General features: G+C 59.1%; 21 protein-coding genes, 3 pseudogenes and 1 other annotated feature. Of the genes and pseudogenes, 11 read left to right on the top strand and 13 right to left on the bottom strand.

What is annotated here, in order from left to right:
* The 7 genes and pseudogenes from DDF70_RS30405 to DDF70_RS37110 form a co-directional block, all read right to left on the bottom strand.
* Nucleotides 1–207 (bottom strand): arsenate reductase/protein-tyrosine-phosphatase family protein (locus tag DDF70_RS30405; protein WP_483466657.1); only part of this gene is annotated, 207 nt, incomplete at its 3' end.
* A 317-nt stretch (nt 208–524) separates the two neighbouring features.
* Nucleotides 525–1,563 (bottom strand): annotated as a pseudogene (locus DDF70_RS30395) (transposase); the annotation flags it as partial.
* Nucleotides 1,166–1,282 (bottom strand) — a sequence feature (AL1L pseudoknot). (Overlaps the previous pseudogene by 117 nt.)
* A gap of 12 nt (nt 1,564–1,575) precedes the next feature.
* The gene (locus DDF70_RS30390; protein WP_205772507.1) at nt 1,576–1,887 is read right to left on the bottom strand and encodes a Cif family virulence factor; all 312 of its coding nucleotides are present in this window, start codon (nt 1,885–1,887) and stop codon (nt 1,576–1,578) included.
* 58 nt (nt 1,888–1,945) lie between these two features.
* Nucleotides 1,946–2,281 carry a hypothetical protein gene (locus tag DDF70_RS37115; protein WP_162820790.1) on the bottom strand — a complete coding sequence of 112 codons (336 nt, stop codon included), beginning with the start codon at nt 2,279–2,281 and terminating at the stop codon, nt 1,946–1,948.
* A gap of 807 nt (nt 2,282–3,088) precedes the next feature.
* A complete protein-coding gene (locus DDF70_RS30380; RefSeq protein ID WP_162820789.1) occupies nt 3,089–3,559 on the bottom strand; it encodes a cupin domain-containing protein in 471 nt (156 codons plus the stop codon).
* 720 nt (nt 3,560–4,279) lie between these two features.
* Nucleotides 4,280–4,459, bottom strand: a complete 180-nt coding sequence (locus tag DDF70_RS30375) for a CsbD family protein (protein WP_425374136.1) — start codon at nt 4,457–4,459, stop codon at nt 4,280–4,282.
* Between the two features lie 87 nt (nt 4,460–4,546).
* A complete protein-coding gene (locus DDF70_RS37110; RefSeq protein WP_162820788.1) occupies nt 4,547–4,831 on the bottom strand; it encodes a hypothetical protein in 285 nt (94 codons plus the stop codon).
* A gap of 266 nt (nt 4,832–5,097) precedes the next feature.
* Here DDF70_RS37110 and DDF70_RS37105 point away from each other — a divergent pair, with 266 nt between their 5' ends.
* From DDF70_RS37105 to DDF70_RS30355, 4 genes are all read left to right on the top strand, one after another.
* On the top strand, nt 5,098–5,298 hold the full coding sequence (locus DDF70_RS37105) for a hypothetical protein (RefSeq protein WP_162820787.1): 201 nt from the start codon (nt 5,098–5,100) through the stop codon (nt 5,296–5,298).
* A 68-nt stretch (nt 5,299–5,366) separates the two neighbouring features.
* Entirely contained in the window at nt 5,367–5,975 is a 609-nt protein-coding gene (locus DDF70_RS30365) for an ElaB/YgaM/YqjD family protein (RefSeq protein ID WP_114948404.1), read from the top strand.
* Nucleotides 5,976–5,990: 15 nt separating this feature from the next.
* On the top strand, nt 5,991–6,395 hold the full coding sequence (locus DDF70_RS30360; protein ID WP_114948403.1) for a PRC-barrel domain-containing protein: 405 nt from the start codon (nt 5,991–5,993) through the stop codon (nt 6,393–6,395).
* A 91-nt stretch (nt 6,396–6,486) separates the two neighbouring features.
* Nucleotides 6,487–6,738 carry a hypothetical protein gene (locus tag DDF70_RS30355; RefSeq protein WP_114948402.1) on the top strand — a complete coding sequence of 84 codons (252 nt, stop codon included), beginning with the start codon at nt 6,487–6,489 and terminating at the stop codon, nt 6,736–6,738.
* A 332-nt stretch (nt 6,739–7,070) separates the two neighbouring features.
* Here DDF70_RS30355 and DDF70_RS38880 read toward each other — a convergent pair whose 3' ends face one another.
* The 4 genes from DDF70_RS38880 to DDF70_RS30335 form a co-directional block, all read right to left on the bottom strand.
* Nucleotides 7,071–7,613 (bottom strand): sensor histidine kinase, encoded by a 543-nt coding sequence (locus tag DDF70_RS38880; RefSeq protein WP_281024407.1) that lies wholly within the window; start codon nt 7,611–7,613, stop codon nt 7,071–7,073.
* Nucleotides 7,525–8,226, bottom strand: coding sequence for a GAF domain-containing protein (locus DDF70_RS38875; RefSeq protein WP_281024406.1), 702 nt, complete (start codon nt 8,224–8,226; stop codon nt 7,525–7,527). Before DDF70_RS38875 ends, DDF70_RS38880 begins: the two co-directional genes overlap by 89 nt.
* A gap of 51 nt (nt 8,227–8,277) precedes the next feature.
* Nucleotides 8,278–8,631 (bottom strand): response regulator, encoded by a 354-nt coding sequence (locus DDF70_RS30340; protein WP_114948400.1) that lies wholly within the window; start codon nt 8,629–8,631, stop codon nt 8,278–8,280.
* A gap of 237 nt (nt 8,632–8,868) precedes the next feature.
* The gene (locus tag DDF70_RS30335; protein ID WP_205772508.1) at nt 8,869–9,318 is read right to left on the bottom strand and encodes a Ros/MucR family transcriptional regulator; all 450 of its coding nucleotides are present in this window, start codon (nt 9,316–9,318) and stop codon (nt 8,869–8,871) included.
* Between the two features lie 681 nt (nt 9,319–9,999).
* Between DDF70_RS30335 and DDF70_RS37100 the strand changes: the two are divergent.
* Both DDF70_RS37100 and DDF70_RS30330 read left to right on the top strand, forming a co-directional pair.
* Nucleotides 10,000–10,215: pseudogene (locus DDF70_RS37100) on the top strand (DUF6894 family protein); the annotation flags it as partial.
* 173 nt (nt 10,216–10,388) lie between these two features.
* Nucleotides 10,389–10,553: a hypothetical protein gene (locus DDF70_RS30330; RefSeq protein WP_162820785.1), complete on the top strand. Its 165-nt coding sequence runs from the start codon at nt 10,389–10,391 to the stop codon at nt 10,551–10,553.
* A gap of 80 nt (nt 10,554–10,633) precedes the next feature.
* Here DDF70_RS30330 and DDF70_RS30325 read toward each other — a convergent pair whose 3' ends face one another.
* A complete protein-coding gene (locus tag DDF70_RS30325) occupies nt 10,634–10,861 on the bottom strand; it encodes a hypothetical protein (RefSeq protein WP_114948398.1) in 228 nt (75 codons plus the stop codon).
* A 1,251-nt stretch (nt 10,862–12,112) separates the two neighbouring features.
* Nucleotides 12,113–14,323, bottom strand: coding sequence for an SF1B family DNA helicase RecD2 (recD2, locus tag DDF70_RS30320; RefSeq protein WP_114948408.1), 2,211 nt, complete (start codon nt 14,321–14,323; stop codon nt 12,113–12,115).
* Nucleotides 14,324–14,557: 234 nt separating this feature from the next.
* Between recD2 and DDF70_RS30315 the strand changes: the two genes are divergently transcribed.
* The 5 genes and pseudogenes from DDF70_RS30315 to DDF70_RS30295 all read left to right on the top strand — a co-directional run bounded on the left by DDF70_RS30315 (nt 14,558) and on the right by DDF70_RS30295 (nt 17,630).
* The gene (locus DDF70_RS30315) at nt 14,558–14,950 is read left to right on the top strand and encodes a hypothetical protein (protein WP_114948397.1); all 393 of its coding nucleotides are present in this window, start codon (nt 14,558–14,560) and stop codon (nt 14,948–14,950) included.
* A gap of 197 nt (nt 14,951–15,147) precedes the next feature.
* The gene (locus DDF70_RS30310) at nt 15,148–15,396 is read left to right on the top strand and encodes a GlsB/YeaQ/YmgE family stress response membrane protein (RefSeq protein ID WP_245435700.1); all 249 of its coding nucleotides are present in this window, start codon (nt 15,148–15,150) and stop codon (nt 15,394–15,396) included.
* Between the two features lie 300 nt (nt 15,397–15,696).
* On the top strand, nt 15,697–16,539 hold the full coding sequence (locus DDF70_RS30305) for a hypothetical protein (RefSeq protein WP_114948395.1): 843 nt from the start codon (nt 15,697–15,699) through the stop codon (nt 16,537–16,539).
* A 145-nt stretch (nt 16,540–16,684) separates the two neighbouring features.
* Entirely contained in the window at nt 16,685–16,873 is a 189-nt protein-coding gene (locus DDF70_RS30300) for a DsrE family protein (RefSeq protein WP_205772506.1), read from the top strand.
* Between the two features lie 62 nt (nt 16,874–16,935).
* A pseudogene (locus DDF70_RS30295) lies at nt 16,936–17,630 on the top strand (IS6 family transposase).
* Nucleotides 17,631–17,651: the final 21 nt, after the last annotated feature.

Below are 17,651 nucleotides of genomic sequence, written 5' to 3'. Positions count from 1 at the left end.
GCTTTTCGAGCGGTAGCCGTCTGTTGGGTAGCCGTGGTCGCCCAGCACCTTCAGGGCCAGCGGATTGACCGTGCCCCTTGGCTGACTGCCCGCCGAGTAGGCTGTGAAACGACCTTGGCCATCCTTGCGCAGGATGCCTTCCGCCAGGATCGACCGGGCTGAGTTGCCGGTGCAGAGAAAGAGAACATTGTAGGTTCGCTCGGTCATCGGTGACCTTCCCGTGCCAGACATCACACCTGAGCCACCTCGGCTCCGGAGCGCCAAGCTCCTCCAGCCTGCTGCGTTGTCTCTGCTACAAAGCAGGTAAATGCTCCCGCTTGGTGCCGAAGGAGCGGGACGGAGTGCCAGGGAACAGCGACACGTGCGTGTGCTGCGCCACCCACTCCTCACCCACAGCCTGCCGCCCCAGCACCACCGTTGCCCGTCCGGGCCGATCAAACGCGCTGCCGCCTTCGGTGTAGCCGGTGGACTCGAACACTGTGAATCGCGCCGGGTTTTCCGGAGGCTGATTGGCTTGGATTCTACGCGGCCATCGGTATGACCTCAAGCTGGGCATAGTAGGCGGCTTCCGCCTCAGCGGGCGGGATGTTGCCGATGGGCTCGAGCAGGCGCCGGTTATTGAACCATGCGACCCACTCGAGGGTGGCGAATTCGACGCTCTCAAACGAGCGCCACGGACCACGCCGATGGATCACCTCGGTCTTGAACAGGCCAATCACCGTTTCCGCCAAGGCATTGTCGTACGCGTCGCCGACACTGCCGACAGATAGCTCAATCCCCGCTGCGGCGAGGCGCTCGGTGTACTTAATCGACACGTATTGGACTCCCCTATCAGAATGGTGGATGAGGCTGGATCGTCGGAGAGGTTGCCGCTCGTGGAGAGCCTGCTCCAAGGCATCGAGCACGAACGCGGCCCGGGCCGTGCGCGACACCCGCCAGCCCACGATCTTTCGGGCGAAGGCGTCGATCACGAAGGCCACAGAGACGAAGCCCGACCAGGTCGCCACATAGGTGAAGTCACTGACCCACAAGGCGTTTGGCCGCGGCGCCGTGAACTGCCGGTTGACCCGGTCACGCGGGCAAGGGGCGGCGGCGTCACTGACGGTGGTCCGGATGCTCTTGCCGCGCACCACGCCCTTCAAACCCATCTCTCATGGTAGGTCGACGGGGCGATCGGCAGCACACGGCAGATCGGCTCGACCCCGTAAACCTCACGATGCTCGTCGATGAAGGCTTTCATGGCTTGAAGCGGCGGTCGAGCTCCGCCTGGGCAAAATAGGCACTGGCCTTGCGCAGGATCTCATTGGCCTGACGCAGTTCGCGCACCTCCCGCTCGAGCGCCTTGATCCTCTCCTGCTCCGCGCTCGTCGGGCCGGGGCGAAGGCCCTGGTCGCGCTCGGCCTGCCGCACCCAGTGGCGCAGCGTCTCACGCGAGCAGCCGATCTTGGCCGCAAGCGACAGGATCGCCTCATACTGTGAGGCGTACTCGTCCCGGTGCTCGAAAACCATCCGGACCGCCCGCTCGCGGACCTCTGGTGAATACGGGGGTGTTCGCTTTGTCATGGCTCCATCCTGTCAGGAGTTGGAGCCTCCGGAAATCCCGGTGCGGTTCACTGCCATGCCGACTGCCGTAAGACGGTCGCCTGATAAGAGGGTGCGCAGGTCATCAAAACGCCAGCGGAACTGATCAATATGCCCCCAGACGTGACGCCACTGCTCTTGCTCGGTTGCCTCGCGTCCTATTGTGAACGCTGTGAAGGAGCCAAAGGTGATGATGTTGTCAGCGAAGAGCGGACGGGAGCCTGCGAAATCCACTGTCTGGGCACAGACCTGGAGGCGCTGAAACCAGCGCCGGATCAAGATGACATCATCATTGCGTTGAGCCATGACAGCCTTCAAGGCGCGAGACTTATAAACCGTATGGTGCTCCTGCGCCAACAGAGGGTCAAGCGGCGCGCAGACGCCAGTCCCGTGACCGAATGGATTGGCTATTGGCAACCGTGTGTATGTTGAGGCGATAGCCCTGCGGGCAGATCGAGTTGCTACGGTATGATTGCGCTGCTTGTCTCAATGCCGTGGGATGACGGCGGTCGCGGACTGCCGCTTGGCGCAAACAGTGGGCTGCAGCGCGCAGGCGGATGCCCTCATCCACTCGATTATGGGCCTCCAACTGCTTGACCTTAAGCTCAAGCTTTGCAACGGCACGCTCCCGACATTCAGCCCAATGTTCAAGCGCCTGCGCCTGCTGGAGGAGTTCTGGCTGATGGCAGAGTTCAATCATCTGCACACATCATGCATGGTGCCTCCGGAAGAGAAGCAATCTCGCAGGATATTGCGTCTGAATAGAGGCCGATGGGACTTTTGTCTCGTGAAGGGGAGTGCCGCAGGAGGCGTGTAGTTTAGCGAGGCTGTTTACATGGGTTAAGAAAAGTGGGAACGTGCCGCCACGCGGATGGTGGCCGGAAGGATGAGCATCTTACGCTCTGAGCCCGTCAGTGACGGCTCCAACAATCATCAGCGGCCTTGATAGGTTGAGTCCGAGCGCGAGTACCGATGAGGTTTTCGAGGCGAGGTGTCCCATGGCGCACAAGTTCCAGGTTGGTCAGACAGTTCTCCCGGCCCATCCCAGACGAGCAAATCCCGATACATACGTGATTGTTCAGGCGCTGCCTGAAACATCGCATGGGTCTCAATACCGGATCAGGGCGCTATCGAGCGCAGCCGAATGCGTCGTTCACGAGATGCAAATCAAGAAGGTGCCAGCAGAGCCAGATCACCCTCTGAAGGTGTCACGTCACTAGGGGTTATGTCATGCCCACAGACCTGCCGCCGAAGCCGGATGGTATCGGAATTGCGCCCGCACGCAGCGTCCTCGACCGCATCCTGAATTGGACAGCCGTCGTGGTTTGTATCGGCTTGGGTTCGTGGGCTGCCATTCTTTTCCTCTAACAAATAAGACTGTTCTCCAGAGAAGGCACGGAGCTAAGCGCACTCGGGTAGTCCGATTACGGAGGTTCCTCTCTCGCCTTGGCGAGCGCCTCCTGTGTGTATCCGGAGCCTCATGTCAGCCCACGCCCAGCCTGGGTTCCTAGTTACTCGGCCCCTTCGGTGGTCCCTCAACCCAGTTCACATCCCACGGTCCATCGACGGTAATTAAGAGCAGGGTCCCCTCGTCTGGCTTGGTCCATGCCTCATGGATCAGCTTGCTCGGGACATAGTTGAACGACCCAGCACCTAGTTCTTCCCGGTTTCCATCATGAGCCATGATGAAGGTGCCGGAGACGACGGTGTGGGTCTCATTGGCCGTATGCCAGTGCTTTGGCACATGGAAGTTCTGCGGCACCCGGATCATCAGCTTCGTCGCACCGGTCTTCTGATCAACGTGCAGGATAGTGATCTCAGGGGAGCCAGCCCCAAGCTCTGGGACGATTCTGTCCCACTTCATGTCCTTGGGATTCAGGTAGATCGGGTGATCGGAGGCAGAGCTTTGCCCTGTCGTCTGGGCCGATGCTGCGCCGATGACGGTGATCATCAGCAGCGCAGGAAGGAGAACTTTCATCGCAGTCTCCATCACAGTTTGACGGACGAGTTCTGTTGAAGCACAGGCTCACAGCGAGATTATGGTCTGCTACGTTCAGTGGCGAAATCTTTGTAGGTGTATGCTGGGGATGCTGATGCTGAAAGGACAGAGCAATGTCACAGACACCCTCAGCAACGTCTGCCTCGGCTCCTCCTGGCACACATCTCTCGAACAGCGGAGCCAAGCGTCGCCGTGAGCACCTCCGGCACATCCACCGCATGACGCATGAACAGCAGATCGCATTGATTGAGGAAGCTCGCGCGGCTCGCACGCGAGAGTAGGATCAAAGGGAGTAGATCAACACAGTGCTGGTCTCCCATTGTATGCTGTGAGAGCAGCGGGCTTACCGGATTACGTCTTCTGAAGCGATGGAGAGCTACGTCATGCCACACCGCGAACAGCATGGTAACCGCGAAACTAAGAAGCCGAAGAAAGACAAGAGCGGCATGGAAGCCCGACCCGCAAGGTGGTCAGTCAGCGAAGTGGTCGAGGCAAAAGCCGGTTCCAAGCACTGAAGAACCATCCTTTGCCAAGGCTGGAGCGTGGCAACGCCGTAGCTTCGGTGCTCAGGATGGCTCTGATTTTGAACCTTGATGCTGCCCCTGCCCCGTCGAGATACTCGGCGGGGCTTAATCATCGTGCCGCCTGCCCCACCGACATAGAATGGTCGGTGGGTGGTGATTTTCGTGCCGCAGCGGCTTACTTCTTCTTGAGAGCGTCTTTGGCGCTGCCCATGGCGTTTTGGGCCTTGCCTTTGGCTTGGTCCATCTTGCCTTCAGTCTGCATCTTAGTGTCGCCCATCATCTCGCCAGCGGCCTGTTTCATCTTGCCGCCTGTGCGGGTGGCTGCGCCTTTCACACGATCTTTGTCCATCGGCATGGCTCTCTCCTGGGAGAACTGACGCCTGCTGGCGTCCACGGAACCAACCGCCGTAGATCAGGCTCGTTCCTGTCACAGTGCCGCAGCTTAGAACCCCGGCATCAGCCAAGCTCTGATCCGCTGCTGGAGGTGCTCCAGCCGCTCGAGATAGGGCTGACGCTCCCGCCGATATCGGGCCTCAATCTCGACCAGGAACAACGATCTGACAGCAGGCGGCTCGTGCGCAAGACGCTCCCGCGCCTCTTCATAGCGGATTTCCGCGGCAACCAGAGCCGCAAGGGTGCGCTGAAGGTCTGGCAACAGATCGTCGGGATAGCAGGCGGCGTGATCTTCCTGAGCGAGCCGTAGGCGCGTTGATACAGTTCGTGGCATCTTGATCTCCTCCCATGCTTTCAGCGGATGGTGCGAGGGAGCGTCTTCAACCGAAGAACGACTTAATGTTCGGACGGATTGCCGTCTGCGTTGCTCCGCCCCGGTGGACTTGCGCCCTGCTCGCGCTCCTGCAACTGGCGAACCAGGATCGCAAGCTCGTCAGGAAGTGGCTCTTTGAGCACCCTTGAAGACCGAGATCCGAGACAGCGTCCGATCTCGGCGACAAGCTGCGCCGTTGCCAGCGAGCCATTGATGGAGCTGTTCGGATGAGCCTGTCCATCAGCTTTGGTGAGAGGCGTGCCTCCATCCTCCAATCGAGATTTTGCAGCCATGGTTTGCCACCGGCTGCCCCTGACCGGATCAGTTCAGACGGTTTATTTGGTTCTCGATCAGAACCGCTGATGCTCATCATGGTTGCAGCTATGCTGCTCACATATGTTAATTTTGATCTGGAACGGCGCTTCTGACTTAACGTTGGTTTGGCAAAGCGGAGCCGGGAGCTATCCTGATCCCGGCCTCCTGATGGAGAACGGTCATGGTCAACACACCCTCGGTCACCAGCCCATCCACTCCTGCTGAAGCGGCAAAGCAGCCCGAGGAATGCCCTCCGGATAACAAGCTGCCTGAGAACTCGCAGGAGAACCTCGATGCACGGCTCGACCATGCCATTGAGGAGACCTTTCCAACCAGCGATCCAATCTCGGTGACCGTGACGAAGCAACCTGCTCCTCAGGAGCCACGAGGGGCACCCTCCACCGGCTCCAGCAACCAGAGCCGTGACGGCCAGGATCAATCCGAGGAGAAGACTGCCGAAAAGGTTCTGGATCAGGTCAAGGAGACTCTACAAGATGTAGCGCAGACAGCCGCCACCACGGCCCGAGACGCTTACAGCGAGGGCCAGCGCTATGTGCGTCAAGCCTGCGAACGCTTTCCAGAGGCTGAACGCTCCTTTCATGAGGGGCGTCAGGTGCTTCATCAGGGGATTACGGACAACCCGTGGCTTTCGCTCCTTGCAGCAGGAGCAGTTGGCTACTTGCTGGCCTGGATGATCCATGGCCAACCGAGTGGAGGCGACAGGCAGGTGCCGGATCATGCGAGAACCCGTCGCGGCTATGCTGCGCATCGTGACCATCAACAAGGCTGAAAGAGGAGACGAGCAATGACTCAGACAGACACCACTGTTCGTACGGATGCCTCTGGTAAGATGACGGGCAAGCCCCTGATCGAGAGTGATCGGGTTGAGGGAACGGCGGTCTATGATCCGCAAGGCAATCATCTGGGCTCAATCAAGCGACTGATGATCGAGAAGATCAGTGGCAAAGTTGCCTATGCGGTGATGTCATTTGGCGGTTTTCTCGGCATGGGCGAGGATGAGCACACGATCCCCTGGAGCAAGCTGACCTATGACACGGGCTTGGGCGGCTACCGCACCGACATTACGGAAGAGCAGCTTCGCGGGGCTCCGACCTTCTACCGGGATCGTGACGACTATGAGTGGTCGGACCGAGATCGTGAGCGTGAATTGCACGACTACTGGCGCACCCCTTACTACTGGGGCATCTGATCGTAGCAGAACGCCTCATTAAGGTTGTGGACGACAGCCATAGAAGCCACCGCGCTCCTGTGGCTGTTGGCTGGGTGCGAGGACGTGACAGATGTCAGAGGGTCCTGAAGCTTCGCCCCTCAACAGCATTATAGGACTGGCCCGCCAGATTGCGGACGAGTGCCCCTCCTGTGCCAGCCGTGCTGCCGAGATCCTCGTGTGGGCGAGCGAAATCAGGGAGCGGCGACCCAGCCGAGAGGAGTTGGCAGCGCTCGTGGATGCCACCTGCAAGGGCTATCTCTCAGATGATCAGCGTGAGTTGCTGATCAAGGGCCTCAGGGCGTTCGTCCGCTTCGCGGAATAGCTGGCGCTGCGTCTTGGTTCGCGAAGCTTTGGATGAACCCAATCGTGTCCTTAGCTGACTGCTAAGGCGTACACCCTGATTAGACGGCGGAGTTCACGATGTCAAAGAATCCATGGCTGAGCCTCTGTCTGAGCGCGGCGAACACCTGGGCTGGAGCAGCCCGTGGCTTTTGGACAGCCGAAGCGAAACGTCAGCAGTACGCTCTGTTGACCGGAATGACACGACCGCCTGCAAAGGCAGCGACTAAGAAGCGGTTACCCAAGAAGGCTTCGACAGAAGGCAGAAGGAAAGTCAGAGCCTGACCCCGACTTCACGTCGATCAATCGAAATCATCAATAGGCAGGAACCAGCCGCCGCTCGACCAGAGGGGCGTCCATCCGGAAGTGCAGCCCCTCCCTGTGATATTCGACCTTCACCTCTGCCTTGCACTGCATGGGTAGTACCCTCCGAAGCAGAGTCGAGCCGAAGCCTTGGTGCTGCGGCTCTGTCACTGGAGGGCCACCGAATTCCCTCCACTCCAGGTGAAGCTTTCTGCCACCCTCCACCTCGTCCACGGTCCACCTGATCTCGACGTACCCATTCGGAACGGACAGAGCCCCGTAGCGAATGGCATTCGTGGTCAGTTCGTGCAGCGCCATACTAACCGGCACGGCCAGATCAGCCGACAGGTCAACAGGTGGCCCGAGCAGAACAAAGCGTGGTTGGCGACTCTCAGCAAACGGCTTGAGTTCGTTCAGAGCGATCTCCCGCAAGGAAGCCGTCTGCCAGTAGTCCTCAGTGAGCAGATCATGTGTTCCTGCAAGAGAGGTGATGCGGCCTCGTGAAGGAGTGATAGAACTCGTTAAAGCTGCCGGTGGACCGGCCCGTTGCCCCAACAAGGGCCTGGACGTTCGCGAGGGTGTTCTTCACCCGATGGTGAAGCTCCCGTACCAGCAGCGTCTGTCGCTGCTCGACCTTACGGCCCTCCTCCAGCCGCTCGTCCCGCTCGGCGATGGCACGGCGTAACTCCAGTTGCGCCATCACTTGCTGCGCAAGCAGTGCAAGCGTGATGGTCTGATCCTCCGTCAGGTCGCGCGGAGCATAGTCGAGGACGCACAAGGCTCCTAAGGGCACTCCATCAGGCGTCCGCAGCGCAGCCCCGGCGTAGAAGCGTAGGTGCGGCTCTCCGGTAACCAGCGGATTGTGAGCAAACCTTGAGTCTTCGCCGAGATCAGGGATGACCATCGCTCCTGGCTGAAGCGTGGCCGTGAGACAGATGGAGCAGTCCAGTGGCGTCTCGCGTATTCCAAGCCCCACCTCGGCCTTGAACCACTGCCTGCGCTCGTCGATGAGGCTGATCAGGGCTATGGGAGCCTGACAGGTGCGAGCGGCAAGCTCGGCCAGACCGTCGAACGCAGGCTCTCGTATCGTGTCGAGAATCCAGTAGCTGCGCAGGGTCGCGAGCCGGTCACGTTCTTTCCAAAGAGAGGCCAATTTGTCGTTGGTCACGCGACACTCAACCCTGAAACTACTCGGAAAGCGGGTTTAGTGTGTCTGGGTTCAACAAAGATTAAGCGCTTCCCCAAGCAATTTGGCGGAGCCGTCCAGAAGCTGCTGACAGGCGCGAACCAGAACAGCAGGTAGGGCAGGTTTCTCGATCCAAGTCACGTGGTGGAATTCGGCCAACAAATGGTGCTTCTCCTGATGGCCAGAGTAGATCAGGAAGGGCACCTTGCGGCGGGTCAGTTCGGCATCAACGTTACTACACGTGCCGTCATTCAGGGTTGCATCCAGGATGGCCATGGCAGGCGTTTCTGCTCCAAGCCAGTCCAAAGCCGCTGAGCAGGAGGTGAACGGGCCAGCGACGGCACAGCCAGCGTCCTGCAACTCGTCCTGAATGTTCAGGGCATTCATCCATCTGGAGAACCTCAGCCATCAGGGGTGAATCTTACCTGAATGGGCAGGCTTGACGCCAACCTATGTTAACCGTCCAGCTTATCAGGTGGCCAGAGACGCTCTGGTCCCATCGAGTGTGACATACCAGGAGCACAGGGGCTGGGAAGCAATAACGTGAATCCGGTGCTCGGTAGCACCGGATTCGCGGGAATTCATCGGAACGGCTGAGGCTGTTCCGGAGCGTTCTGGGATGCGTTAGGCTGCCTTTTTCGTGCGACGGCCCTTGGCAGGAGCGGCAGCCTCCGGGGCCTCAACTGGAGCCGCACCCTTCTTGCGCTGCTGGCCGAGCCCCATTGTCTTGGCAAGTTCGGAGCGTGCCTTGGCGTAATTGGGCGCAACCATTGGATAGTCGGCGGGCAGGTTCCACTTGGTGCGGTACTGCTCGGGCGTCATGTTGTAGGTGGAGCGCAGATGGCGCTTCAGGGACTTGAAGGACTTGCCGTCTTCCAAGCAGATGATCGCATCTGGCGTGATGGACTTGCGCACCGAAACAGCCGGAAGCAACTCAGCCTTCGGCTCCTCGTGCTGACCCTGTGTGGTCTTCGTCAGGGCGGAATAGACGGAGTTCAGCAGCGACGGTAGGTCTGCGGCAGGAACGGAGTTGTTGCTGACGTAGGCCGAGACGATATCAGCAGCAAGTTTGATTTAGTTCGAAGAGGTTGCGCTCTCGCTCATAAGGTTCTTGTCCTCGGCTGCACGGGAACTGGGTTGAGAGGGTTTATAGAACAAGTTGATGTTCTACCAGGATCAGCAGGAACGGCCCGTACAGCACAACAGATGCCCGTGATCTTGGCCTCACCTATGCTCCTTGCTTAGCTTTGGTAAGATAGTTGCCGAAACCAGAAGAAATGGTGTTGATGTGCCCGCAGGGTTCGCAGGACAGGTTGAAGTGCCTCGCCGCTTCTTGATAACTTCCGGACCGGCCCACCCTCAAGCTGCTCCCGGTCGATCTCATCCCACGAGAAAACCCTGGTGCTATTCAAAGCAAGCCAGGGCTCTTTTCGACCCATCGCCGTCGATCCACGCGGTGATGGCTATGGCATTGTGCAGGGTATTAATCCGGCTCTCCTTTTCCGACGAGATACTGGAAAAACGCAGGGGCGACCGACAATGTTCCTCCGAGAACCTCCTTACAGGATCGGCAGGACGTTATCGCCTGAAGCCTGATGCTCATTGCCATCCCGCGCTTTTCTGCATGGCGCGGCCTTAAAGGTGTATAGTCAGGCTGTGATCGCCGGTACCTTGGTCGGCCCCTTCAGGTCAGATACCGATCACGGCACGGATCATCTTCGCCAGAACCTTTGAGGCCATGCCCGGTATTACTTTCATGTTCACGATGGCGACGGTCGCGACCGAGATCGCGTAGGGACCGAGTTGGCCAACATTGATGAAGCCCGTGGCGAGGCGGTGAATGTAGCGCGCGAGCTTTGCGATCTATGGGACGACCTCCCGCATGGAGCCCTCAACAACATGGCCATCGAGGTTGCCGATGAAACCGGCCACATCGTGCTCACTGTCCCCTTCTCGGTGGTGCTGGGATAGATACTGCCTTCCAGGCCCAGCCTCAAAGCAGCCGTTAGAGCAGAATAAGGCGCTCTGGTCAGCCAGTTCACCAGACCTACTGTCAATCATGTGGAAGCTCGACGATGTTGCTTAAAATCGACCAAGAACAGTTGAGCGTTCTCAGGCGAGCCTTAGAGGCGAGAGTGCGTGACATGCAGCAGCGCCTGGGCAGCGATCCCAGCGACGAAGGCTTCCGGCGCGAGGTGAGGCTCGCGACCCAGCTTCTGCGGCAGGTTGAGGCCCTGGAGCGACAGGCTGGTCACCGCGCCTGGGACATCGGACGGAGTGAGTCCCTACCTGACGACGACGAAGATTGAGTGGCGCATTCTACATGGCAGACCTGCCTCATGGAGGCATTCCCGTGATCACCAACGTGATCTCGCGCCCAGCAAGCTCGTCACGCGTCAGTGGAGTTTTCCTCGACCAAGGTTCCGATCAACCGTAGCAATTCCTGCTGTTCCGGACCATCACCACGGCTCAGGAACGTGGTGATGTCCTCATGCTCCACATGTCCACCAGATGCCGCATTGGCCTCGTGATGGATGAACAAGGCACCCGAAGGGTCCCGGATCAGGTACCAGCGGTCACCGCTTGAGCTTTCATAGAGCTTGCGCGCCTTCTTCATGCAGGCTCCTGTCAGACGGAGTTGGTTTCACTCACTGTAGCGCACTTTAATGAAGGGCAGAACGTGCCCTCTGAGGGTCCGGTCGCATTCAGAATGACTTGAGCGTCTAAACCGGTGAGCAAGAGCCTGCGTCGCAAGTCTCGGGATAGAGGAGTCAGTTTGTGGCGCGCCAATGACATGCGTGTTGCTTAAAGAAATCGACATGTAGCGTCAGCTTGTGGTCTATTCATTGATACATAGAGACAGCCCGCCTGGACTGCATTTTTGAAGAATTTTGTGATTGATTATGAAGCGACCTACAGACAAACAAATGAAGCAATGGAATGGCATTCTCAAAGCGTTGAAGGCCAAAGCACTAAGGAATTCATCAGAGTCCGAAGCAAGTCTTGATACTCAAGAAGTGAAAGCCTGGAACGCGCGTACCACACCAACTGACTTGGCCATCAAGCGGGAGCGTAAGCGGTTTCGCCCGAAATCGCCCCGAAAATAGGTGCTTTGGTGGGCTTTGTGCGCCGCTATTCTAAATAACAATGACATACATTTCAGGGCGTCGGGAACCGACCTGTTGATCTGGCCCAGATCAAAACCGCTGTGCCTCTGAGTGTGGGCCTCCAGTGCATGGTGTGGGATGCACCAGAACGTAGAACGGTCGTTCCCAGTTTTTCTGGCGTAATCGTTCGAAAGAGGATCGCTCTGTCTGACGGCACGGCCACATTGACATCGATCCATCTGTACCGTGTCGAGTAGGCTTGGCTCGGTATAGACGCCAGCGCCCACGGGCGCTGAACCGCTAGACAAGCTATGGCCTGTCGGGAAGGGCGAATACAGGCAGGGTTCGGGTAGCCACCTGCTCCATCGTAAAGATGGTACATCGCCAAGCCACTGTGGGCGGAACTCAGCGAATGAACTCTTCATTCACCGACTTTCTCTTCAATTCTTCTCTCCCTGTCTCTTCCAAAGGACGAACATCATTGGACCGATTGTTCTATTAGCCTTGGAAGGGACAGGGGGATAAAAGTGTGTAAGCAAAATCTTGCGAATGGGCTCAGCGCGCCCAGCGCTAAACAATATTTCTGGTCAACTATTCGAAATTCGCTGATTGCCTGAAAGTGAGCGCTCCCGACCCAAGAGGGAGTGCGAACGAGAAGGCAATCAGCACGGGAACGCGTGAGCGTTCCTGTCCAATCTATACATTTCTCTTGTGAGGTCTACCGGAAGCCATGAGCCCTCGCGTTTCCGCTTACTCAGGACCTATGAGTGCGCGGGTTCACGCGAGAGCCATTCCCTGAGCTTGGTCCAGCGTCTCTTCATCTGCCCGCCTCTGACTGCAATCCCGACTGCTTTCTTCTGGCCCACCAGAACGACCAATCGCTTGCCGCGGGTGACGCCAGTGTAGAGCAGGTTGCGAGCCAGCATCGTGAAGTGCTGTGTTACGACCGGGATGATGACGGCGGGATATTCCGACCCCTGCGACTTGTGAATGGTGGTCGCGTAAGCGGGGACGAGGGTGTCGAGCTCGCCAAATGGGTATGACACCTCCCGGCCATCAAAGGAGGCGATCAGCGCCCCTTCCTCATCATCGATCCTGACTACCGTGCCGAGATCGCCGTTGAAGACCTCCCGGTCATAGTCGTTCTGGGTCTCCATCACCCGGTCACCGGGTGAGAAGCGCCAGCCAAACCGCTCCACCTTCGCAGGCGGATTGGGATTGAGCACTTCTTGGAGCTGGATGTTGAGGTTACGGGCGCCCAGCACGCCCCGGTTCATGGGGCAGAGCACCTGTATGTCCTTCATCGGATCAAGGCCGAAGCGGCGCGGCATGCGCTCCTTGATCATCTGGATGATCTTCGGCACCCCTTCTTCAGGGTCATTAATCTCGACGAAGTAGAAGTCGCTCTCCGCTCCAGCCTTCGGCGGTTCGGGCATCTGGCCCTTGTTGATGCGATGGGCGTTGACCACGATCCGGCTCTCCGCCGCCTGCCGGAACACCTCGGTCAGACGGGCGACAGGAATGCGCTCCGAGGCGATGATATCGGCGAGCACCTGCCCCGAGCCAACTGACGGCAACTGGTCCACATCCCCCACGAGCAGCAGACCTGTCTGAGTTCGGATGGCCTTGGTGAGGGCATTCATCAGCGGCACATCCACCATGGAGGTCTCGTCCACCACCAGCAGATCGCAGTCGAGCGGGTTCTCCTCGTTGCGTGAGAAGCCACCGTGCTTAGGATCGATCTCCAGGAGCCGATGGATGGTTTTGGCTTCCAGCCCGGTCTGCTCTGTCATGCGCTTGGCTGCTCGTCCCGTGGGAGCCGCCAGCGCCACCCTGACCCCCTTGGCCACCAGCAGGCGCAGGATCGTGTCGAGCAGGGTCGTCTTGCCGACTCCGGGACCGCCGGTGACTACCGCAACCTTGGAGCCCAGCACCAACTTCAGTGCCTCACGTTGTGAGGTCGCCAGAGTTTTGCCCGTGCGGCCCTCGACCCAGGGAATCGCCTTGTCGAGGTCGATCTCGGGCCAAGGCGCTGGACCAGACGCCCGCTCAGCAAGCCGGGAGGCGATAGCCTGCTCGGCAAAGTAGAGCCCTTTCAGGAAGAGGCAGGTCTCCTCACCGATGGTGTCCGAGACGACTTCCCCCTTCGAGAGTTCCTCGGCGATAGCCGTGCGGATTAGGGCTCCATCGACTTCGAGCAATTGCTCCGCCAATCGGGTAAGCGCCTCCACCGGCAGAGCGCAATGCCCCTCGTCGGTGGCCGTCTGGAGCGCAAACGAAATGCCTGCTCGGATTCGCTGGGGAGCGGTCTTCTCCATCCCGAGCTTGGCCGCAATGGCATCCGCTGTTCTGAAGCCGATGCCGCGCACGTCCTTTGCAAGACGATATGGGTCCTCGGTCATGACCTGAACGGACTCATAGCCGTAGGTCTTGAAGATCCGTACGGCTCGCGCCGTGCCGACCCCATGGGCGTGCAGGAAGATCATGATCTCCCGCACAGCCTTCTGCTCGGCCCAGCCCGCCACGATGCGAGAGGCCCGCATGGGACCGATCCCCGGCACCTCCGTGAGGCGCTCAGGGGCGGCCTCAATGATCTCAAACGTATCGACGCCAAAGGCAGTGACGATGCGCTTGGCCATAGCAGGCCCGATGCCGCGCATCTGGCCTGAGGCCAGATACTTCTCGATGCCCTCTGCCCCGGTCGGCGGGGTGGTCTTCAGAACCTCGGCCTTGAACTGGAGCCCGTGCGTGCGGTCGCTGATCCATAGTCCGCTTGCCGTGATCCACTCCCCGGCCGACACCGCAGAGGTATGGCCCACGACTGTCACAAGGTCACGCTTGCCACGCGTGTGGACTTTCAGGACAGCGAAGCCGTTCTCGGCATTGTGGAAGGTGACGCGCTCCACCGAACCCGCGAGGGTCTCCAAGGCAGGTCGTTGATCGGCCTGTGCGGGTCTGAACATCTGGTTCATGCTGTCTGCCAGGGAAGGTTCCTGGGCTCTCCGACTGTATCGCTGGATGGCGCTGCTGACGAGGTGGTGCTCCTTCGCCCCCATCCATTCCATCAAGTCTATCAGGAGCGGCCTCACGGTCGGCTCTCGGCAAGATCAGGGGGAGAGGACAGAAGGTCAAAGCATGACTTGACCCGGATATATGTTCTATGTTTGTTCTTATCGAGGCATAGATCAAGAGGGGTCCACCAGATCATGATTCTCGCCGGATCAGACCGAAAGCTCACCGAAGCCGGTGAGGCCGAGCAACAGGTAAAGGACATGAAGCGGCGGCTCGCAAAAGCTGAGCAGCAAATCAAAAAGCTCCAAGAAAAGGTCGCGGATCAGAAGCAGCAGATTCGTGAGTTCCAGGCCCAGGCCCGACACGAGGATAGCCTTGCTGCCGAGCGGGAGGACCTTAAAGCTGAGATCGCAGACTTAAGGGGTGAGATCAGGGAACTGATCCGTGCCAACCATGCGCAAGTCGAGAAGCTTGAGGCGCTCCGGGCCGAGAATGCGAGGCTGAAGGCTGGAGCGAAGGTTCAGTCGCCGAGCAGAGTGGGTGCTGGGGCAGACCTCCGGAGATCACCGCAGCCCTTGCTGGCCTGATGGCTGGAAAGGCAGGCTGGTCTACGGTTCTCCAAGCGTAGCTCCTGGATTGTTTCTCCACGAGCATCCATATCGAGCACATGGCGAAAACATCCAAGAGCAACCCAGGCCAAAGGCGAGGTGCGCGCAAAGCACCTGAGCCAACCGGCACTCGGCTTCCGTTCCGCATCAGTGTGGACCGGGAGGCCCTTGACGCGTTGGACAAACGAGCCATCGCGGCCCAGGTCGGAATTGGGATCGTGGCAGGCTGGCTGGCAAGCTGGCTTGTTGGCGGCTCTGGCCTCCTTCATTACGTGGTCACCGGACTTGCTGGATCACTCGTTGGCGGCTTTCTCCTGGAGCGTTTTGGAATTGACCTCGGCATTCGCAATCAGACCGCCAGCCGAATTGCGACTGCAACCTTAGGGGCGATGGTTGTCGTCCTCCTCGCCCGCATCATCGGCTGATGAGGCATTACCGCCTGCCACAGGGCGCACTACGGGCCAAGTCCGAGAGCACCAATTTCACCGAAGCAGGCACCATTTCAAGGACATCAGCCGTAGCCCACAGCGCTCACATCACCAAGTGCATTCAGGTAGCTTGATTGCCGCGCAACTGAGCGGCCCCAGAGCCGCCCTTTTTCTTTCCCGGTCACGTGTGGATATAGTAGGTGAATTCATCGGACCGAGTTACACAGGCGGCGTAGGAATAGTATGCCGCTGAGGCATGGCAGGATCGACAGGTTTGGAATAATTGCGAGTGTGACCATGGCAGCGGAAACCCGTCTCATTCCCGCTTGGCGGCTTCTGAATCGCGAGGGTCTTCATGCGCTTGTGGACGCACCAAGGCGCGGCCTCCCCGAGGGCATTTTCCTCACTCCGAACCGAGCGCTGCACGAGATCAACGCTGTCCCGCTGGTCATGGCAGCCCGTCAGGTAATTGAACGGGCTATTGCACAAGGCGGCTTGTCTCTGACCGCAGCCGGTGCCCTGTCACGGGCGGATACGCGAGCCCTCTTTGATCTGATCGACTGGCCCGACTACACCAAGAATGAGGTCCTTGCCGTCAATCAGGTGCTGAATGAAGCTGATGCCCTGCCGGTTCACGTCACCCGCATCGTGCTCCAAGTGGCGGGCCTGCTGCGCCGTCGTGGAAAGGTGCTGATCGCGGCCAAGAAGGCTCAAGCCCTTCTGGACCCGAACGCATCCGCCGACCTCTTTGCGCTCTTGTTCGAGACGACCCTGTGGCGGGTCAGCCTCAGCTATTTTGATCGGTTCTCAGTCGAGCACTGGCCCCAGGACCATATCGGCATTGTGCTCTGGTGTTTGTCAGTAGCGGCCAACGACTGGGCGGACGCCGATCTGCTCGCTCAGGTCTGCACTGTCCGCGACGAGCGTCTCGACCGCACAGCCAGGGACCTTTCTGGGCCTGCCATGAGGAGCCGCATACTCCGCCCACTCACATGGTTCGGGCTGATGGAGATGGTCCGCCGAGGTGATGAGGTCCAGGCAGACTGGATGCGGCCTATCCTATTCCGGAAGACCGCCCTCTTCGATGCGGTGGTTGGGTTCAAGATCGAGGTGCCGGTGCCGACGAGCGCGGTCCACTGACGAACATGAAGACTGAGGCCGCCTCGTTCAGGTCCTACAGAGCGCCTCATCCAGAATAGTCGGACCGGTACGTTGGCGCACCGCATGATCCAGCACATAGTTGATGCGGTGCAATGACCTCATGTTCATCCTTGGAGAGATGTTCATGTCCAGGCTTCTTGTCCATGTCACCTGCGGACCTGAAAACCCGACGAAGGCGACCCTTGCCTTTTTCGTCGCGGCAGCGGCAGTCGAGGCAGGGCATGAGGTCCATGTCTTTCTGGCAGGCGATGCTGTCCAACTGCTGCGCGAGCCTGTGCGGAATGCCCTGACGGGCTCGGCACAGGTGCGCTGAACGGCACTGTTGCGTTAATCCCGGCAGTGTAGTCCGGAGCGGCCATTCGAGGAGCCGCCGTGTTGTCCCTGTTCAAGCGCCGCCGTTTTCCGGTCGCGATCATCCTGCTGTGCGCGCGCTGGTACTGCAAGTACGGGATCAGCTACCGCGATGTGGCGGAAATGATGTGCGAGCGCGGTATCAGCGTCCATCCGAGCACGATCTTTCGTTGGGTCCAACGCTATGCCCCGGAGATTGAGAAGCGGATGCGGCCCTGCCAAGGACATCGTGCAGGTCCGTGGCGAGTGGATGAGATGTACGAGTGGGCGGACGCTGGCGATATTTGTTCCGAGCGGTCGATAAACATGGTCGACTGATCGACTCCATGCTGGCTGGTCGGCGTGATACTGGAGCGGCTTATCGCTTCCTGCGCAAGGCTCTGAAGACAATGAGCGATTATCGGCCGTCCTCGATCACGACTGACAAACTGGCATCTTACCCGAAGGCAATCCGGCGCTTGCAGAATGAAGGGTTGCTATCGAAAGATGTCGAGCATCGGACGTCAAAGTACTTGAACAACATCATCGAAGCGGATCACGGTGCACTTAAGCGAGTGATCCGTCCGACTCGCGGCTTTCAGACGATGACAACTGCAGCGGCGACCCTGAAGGGTTTTGAGATCATGCGCATGATCCGCCGCGGTCATTACAACAAGCGGGGATGGCGAGCGATAGGCGAAATCCGTCTGGTCAATCAGCTCTTCGGTCTTGCTGCCTAAGCGGCCCGTGAAACTGGGTCC

The organism is Microvirga calopogonii, from assembly GCF_003347665.1.
Lineage (GTDB): Bacteria > Pseudomonadota > Alphaproteobacteria > Rhizobiales > Beijerinckiaceae > Microvirga > Microvirga calopogonii.
This window is presented reverse-complemented; position numbering and strand designations above follow the sequence as displayed.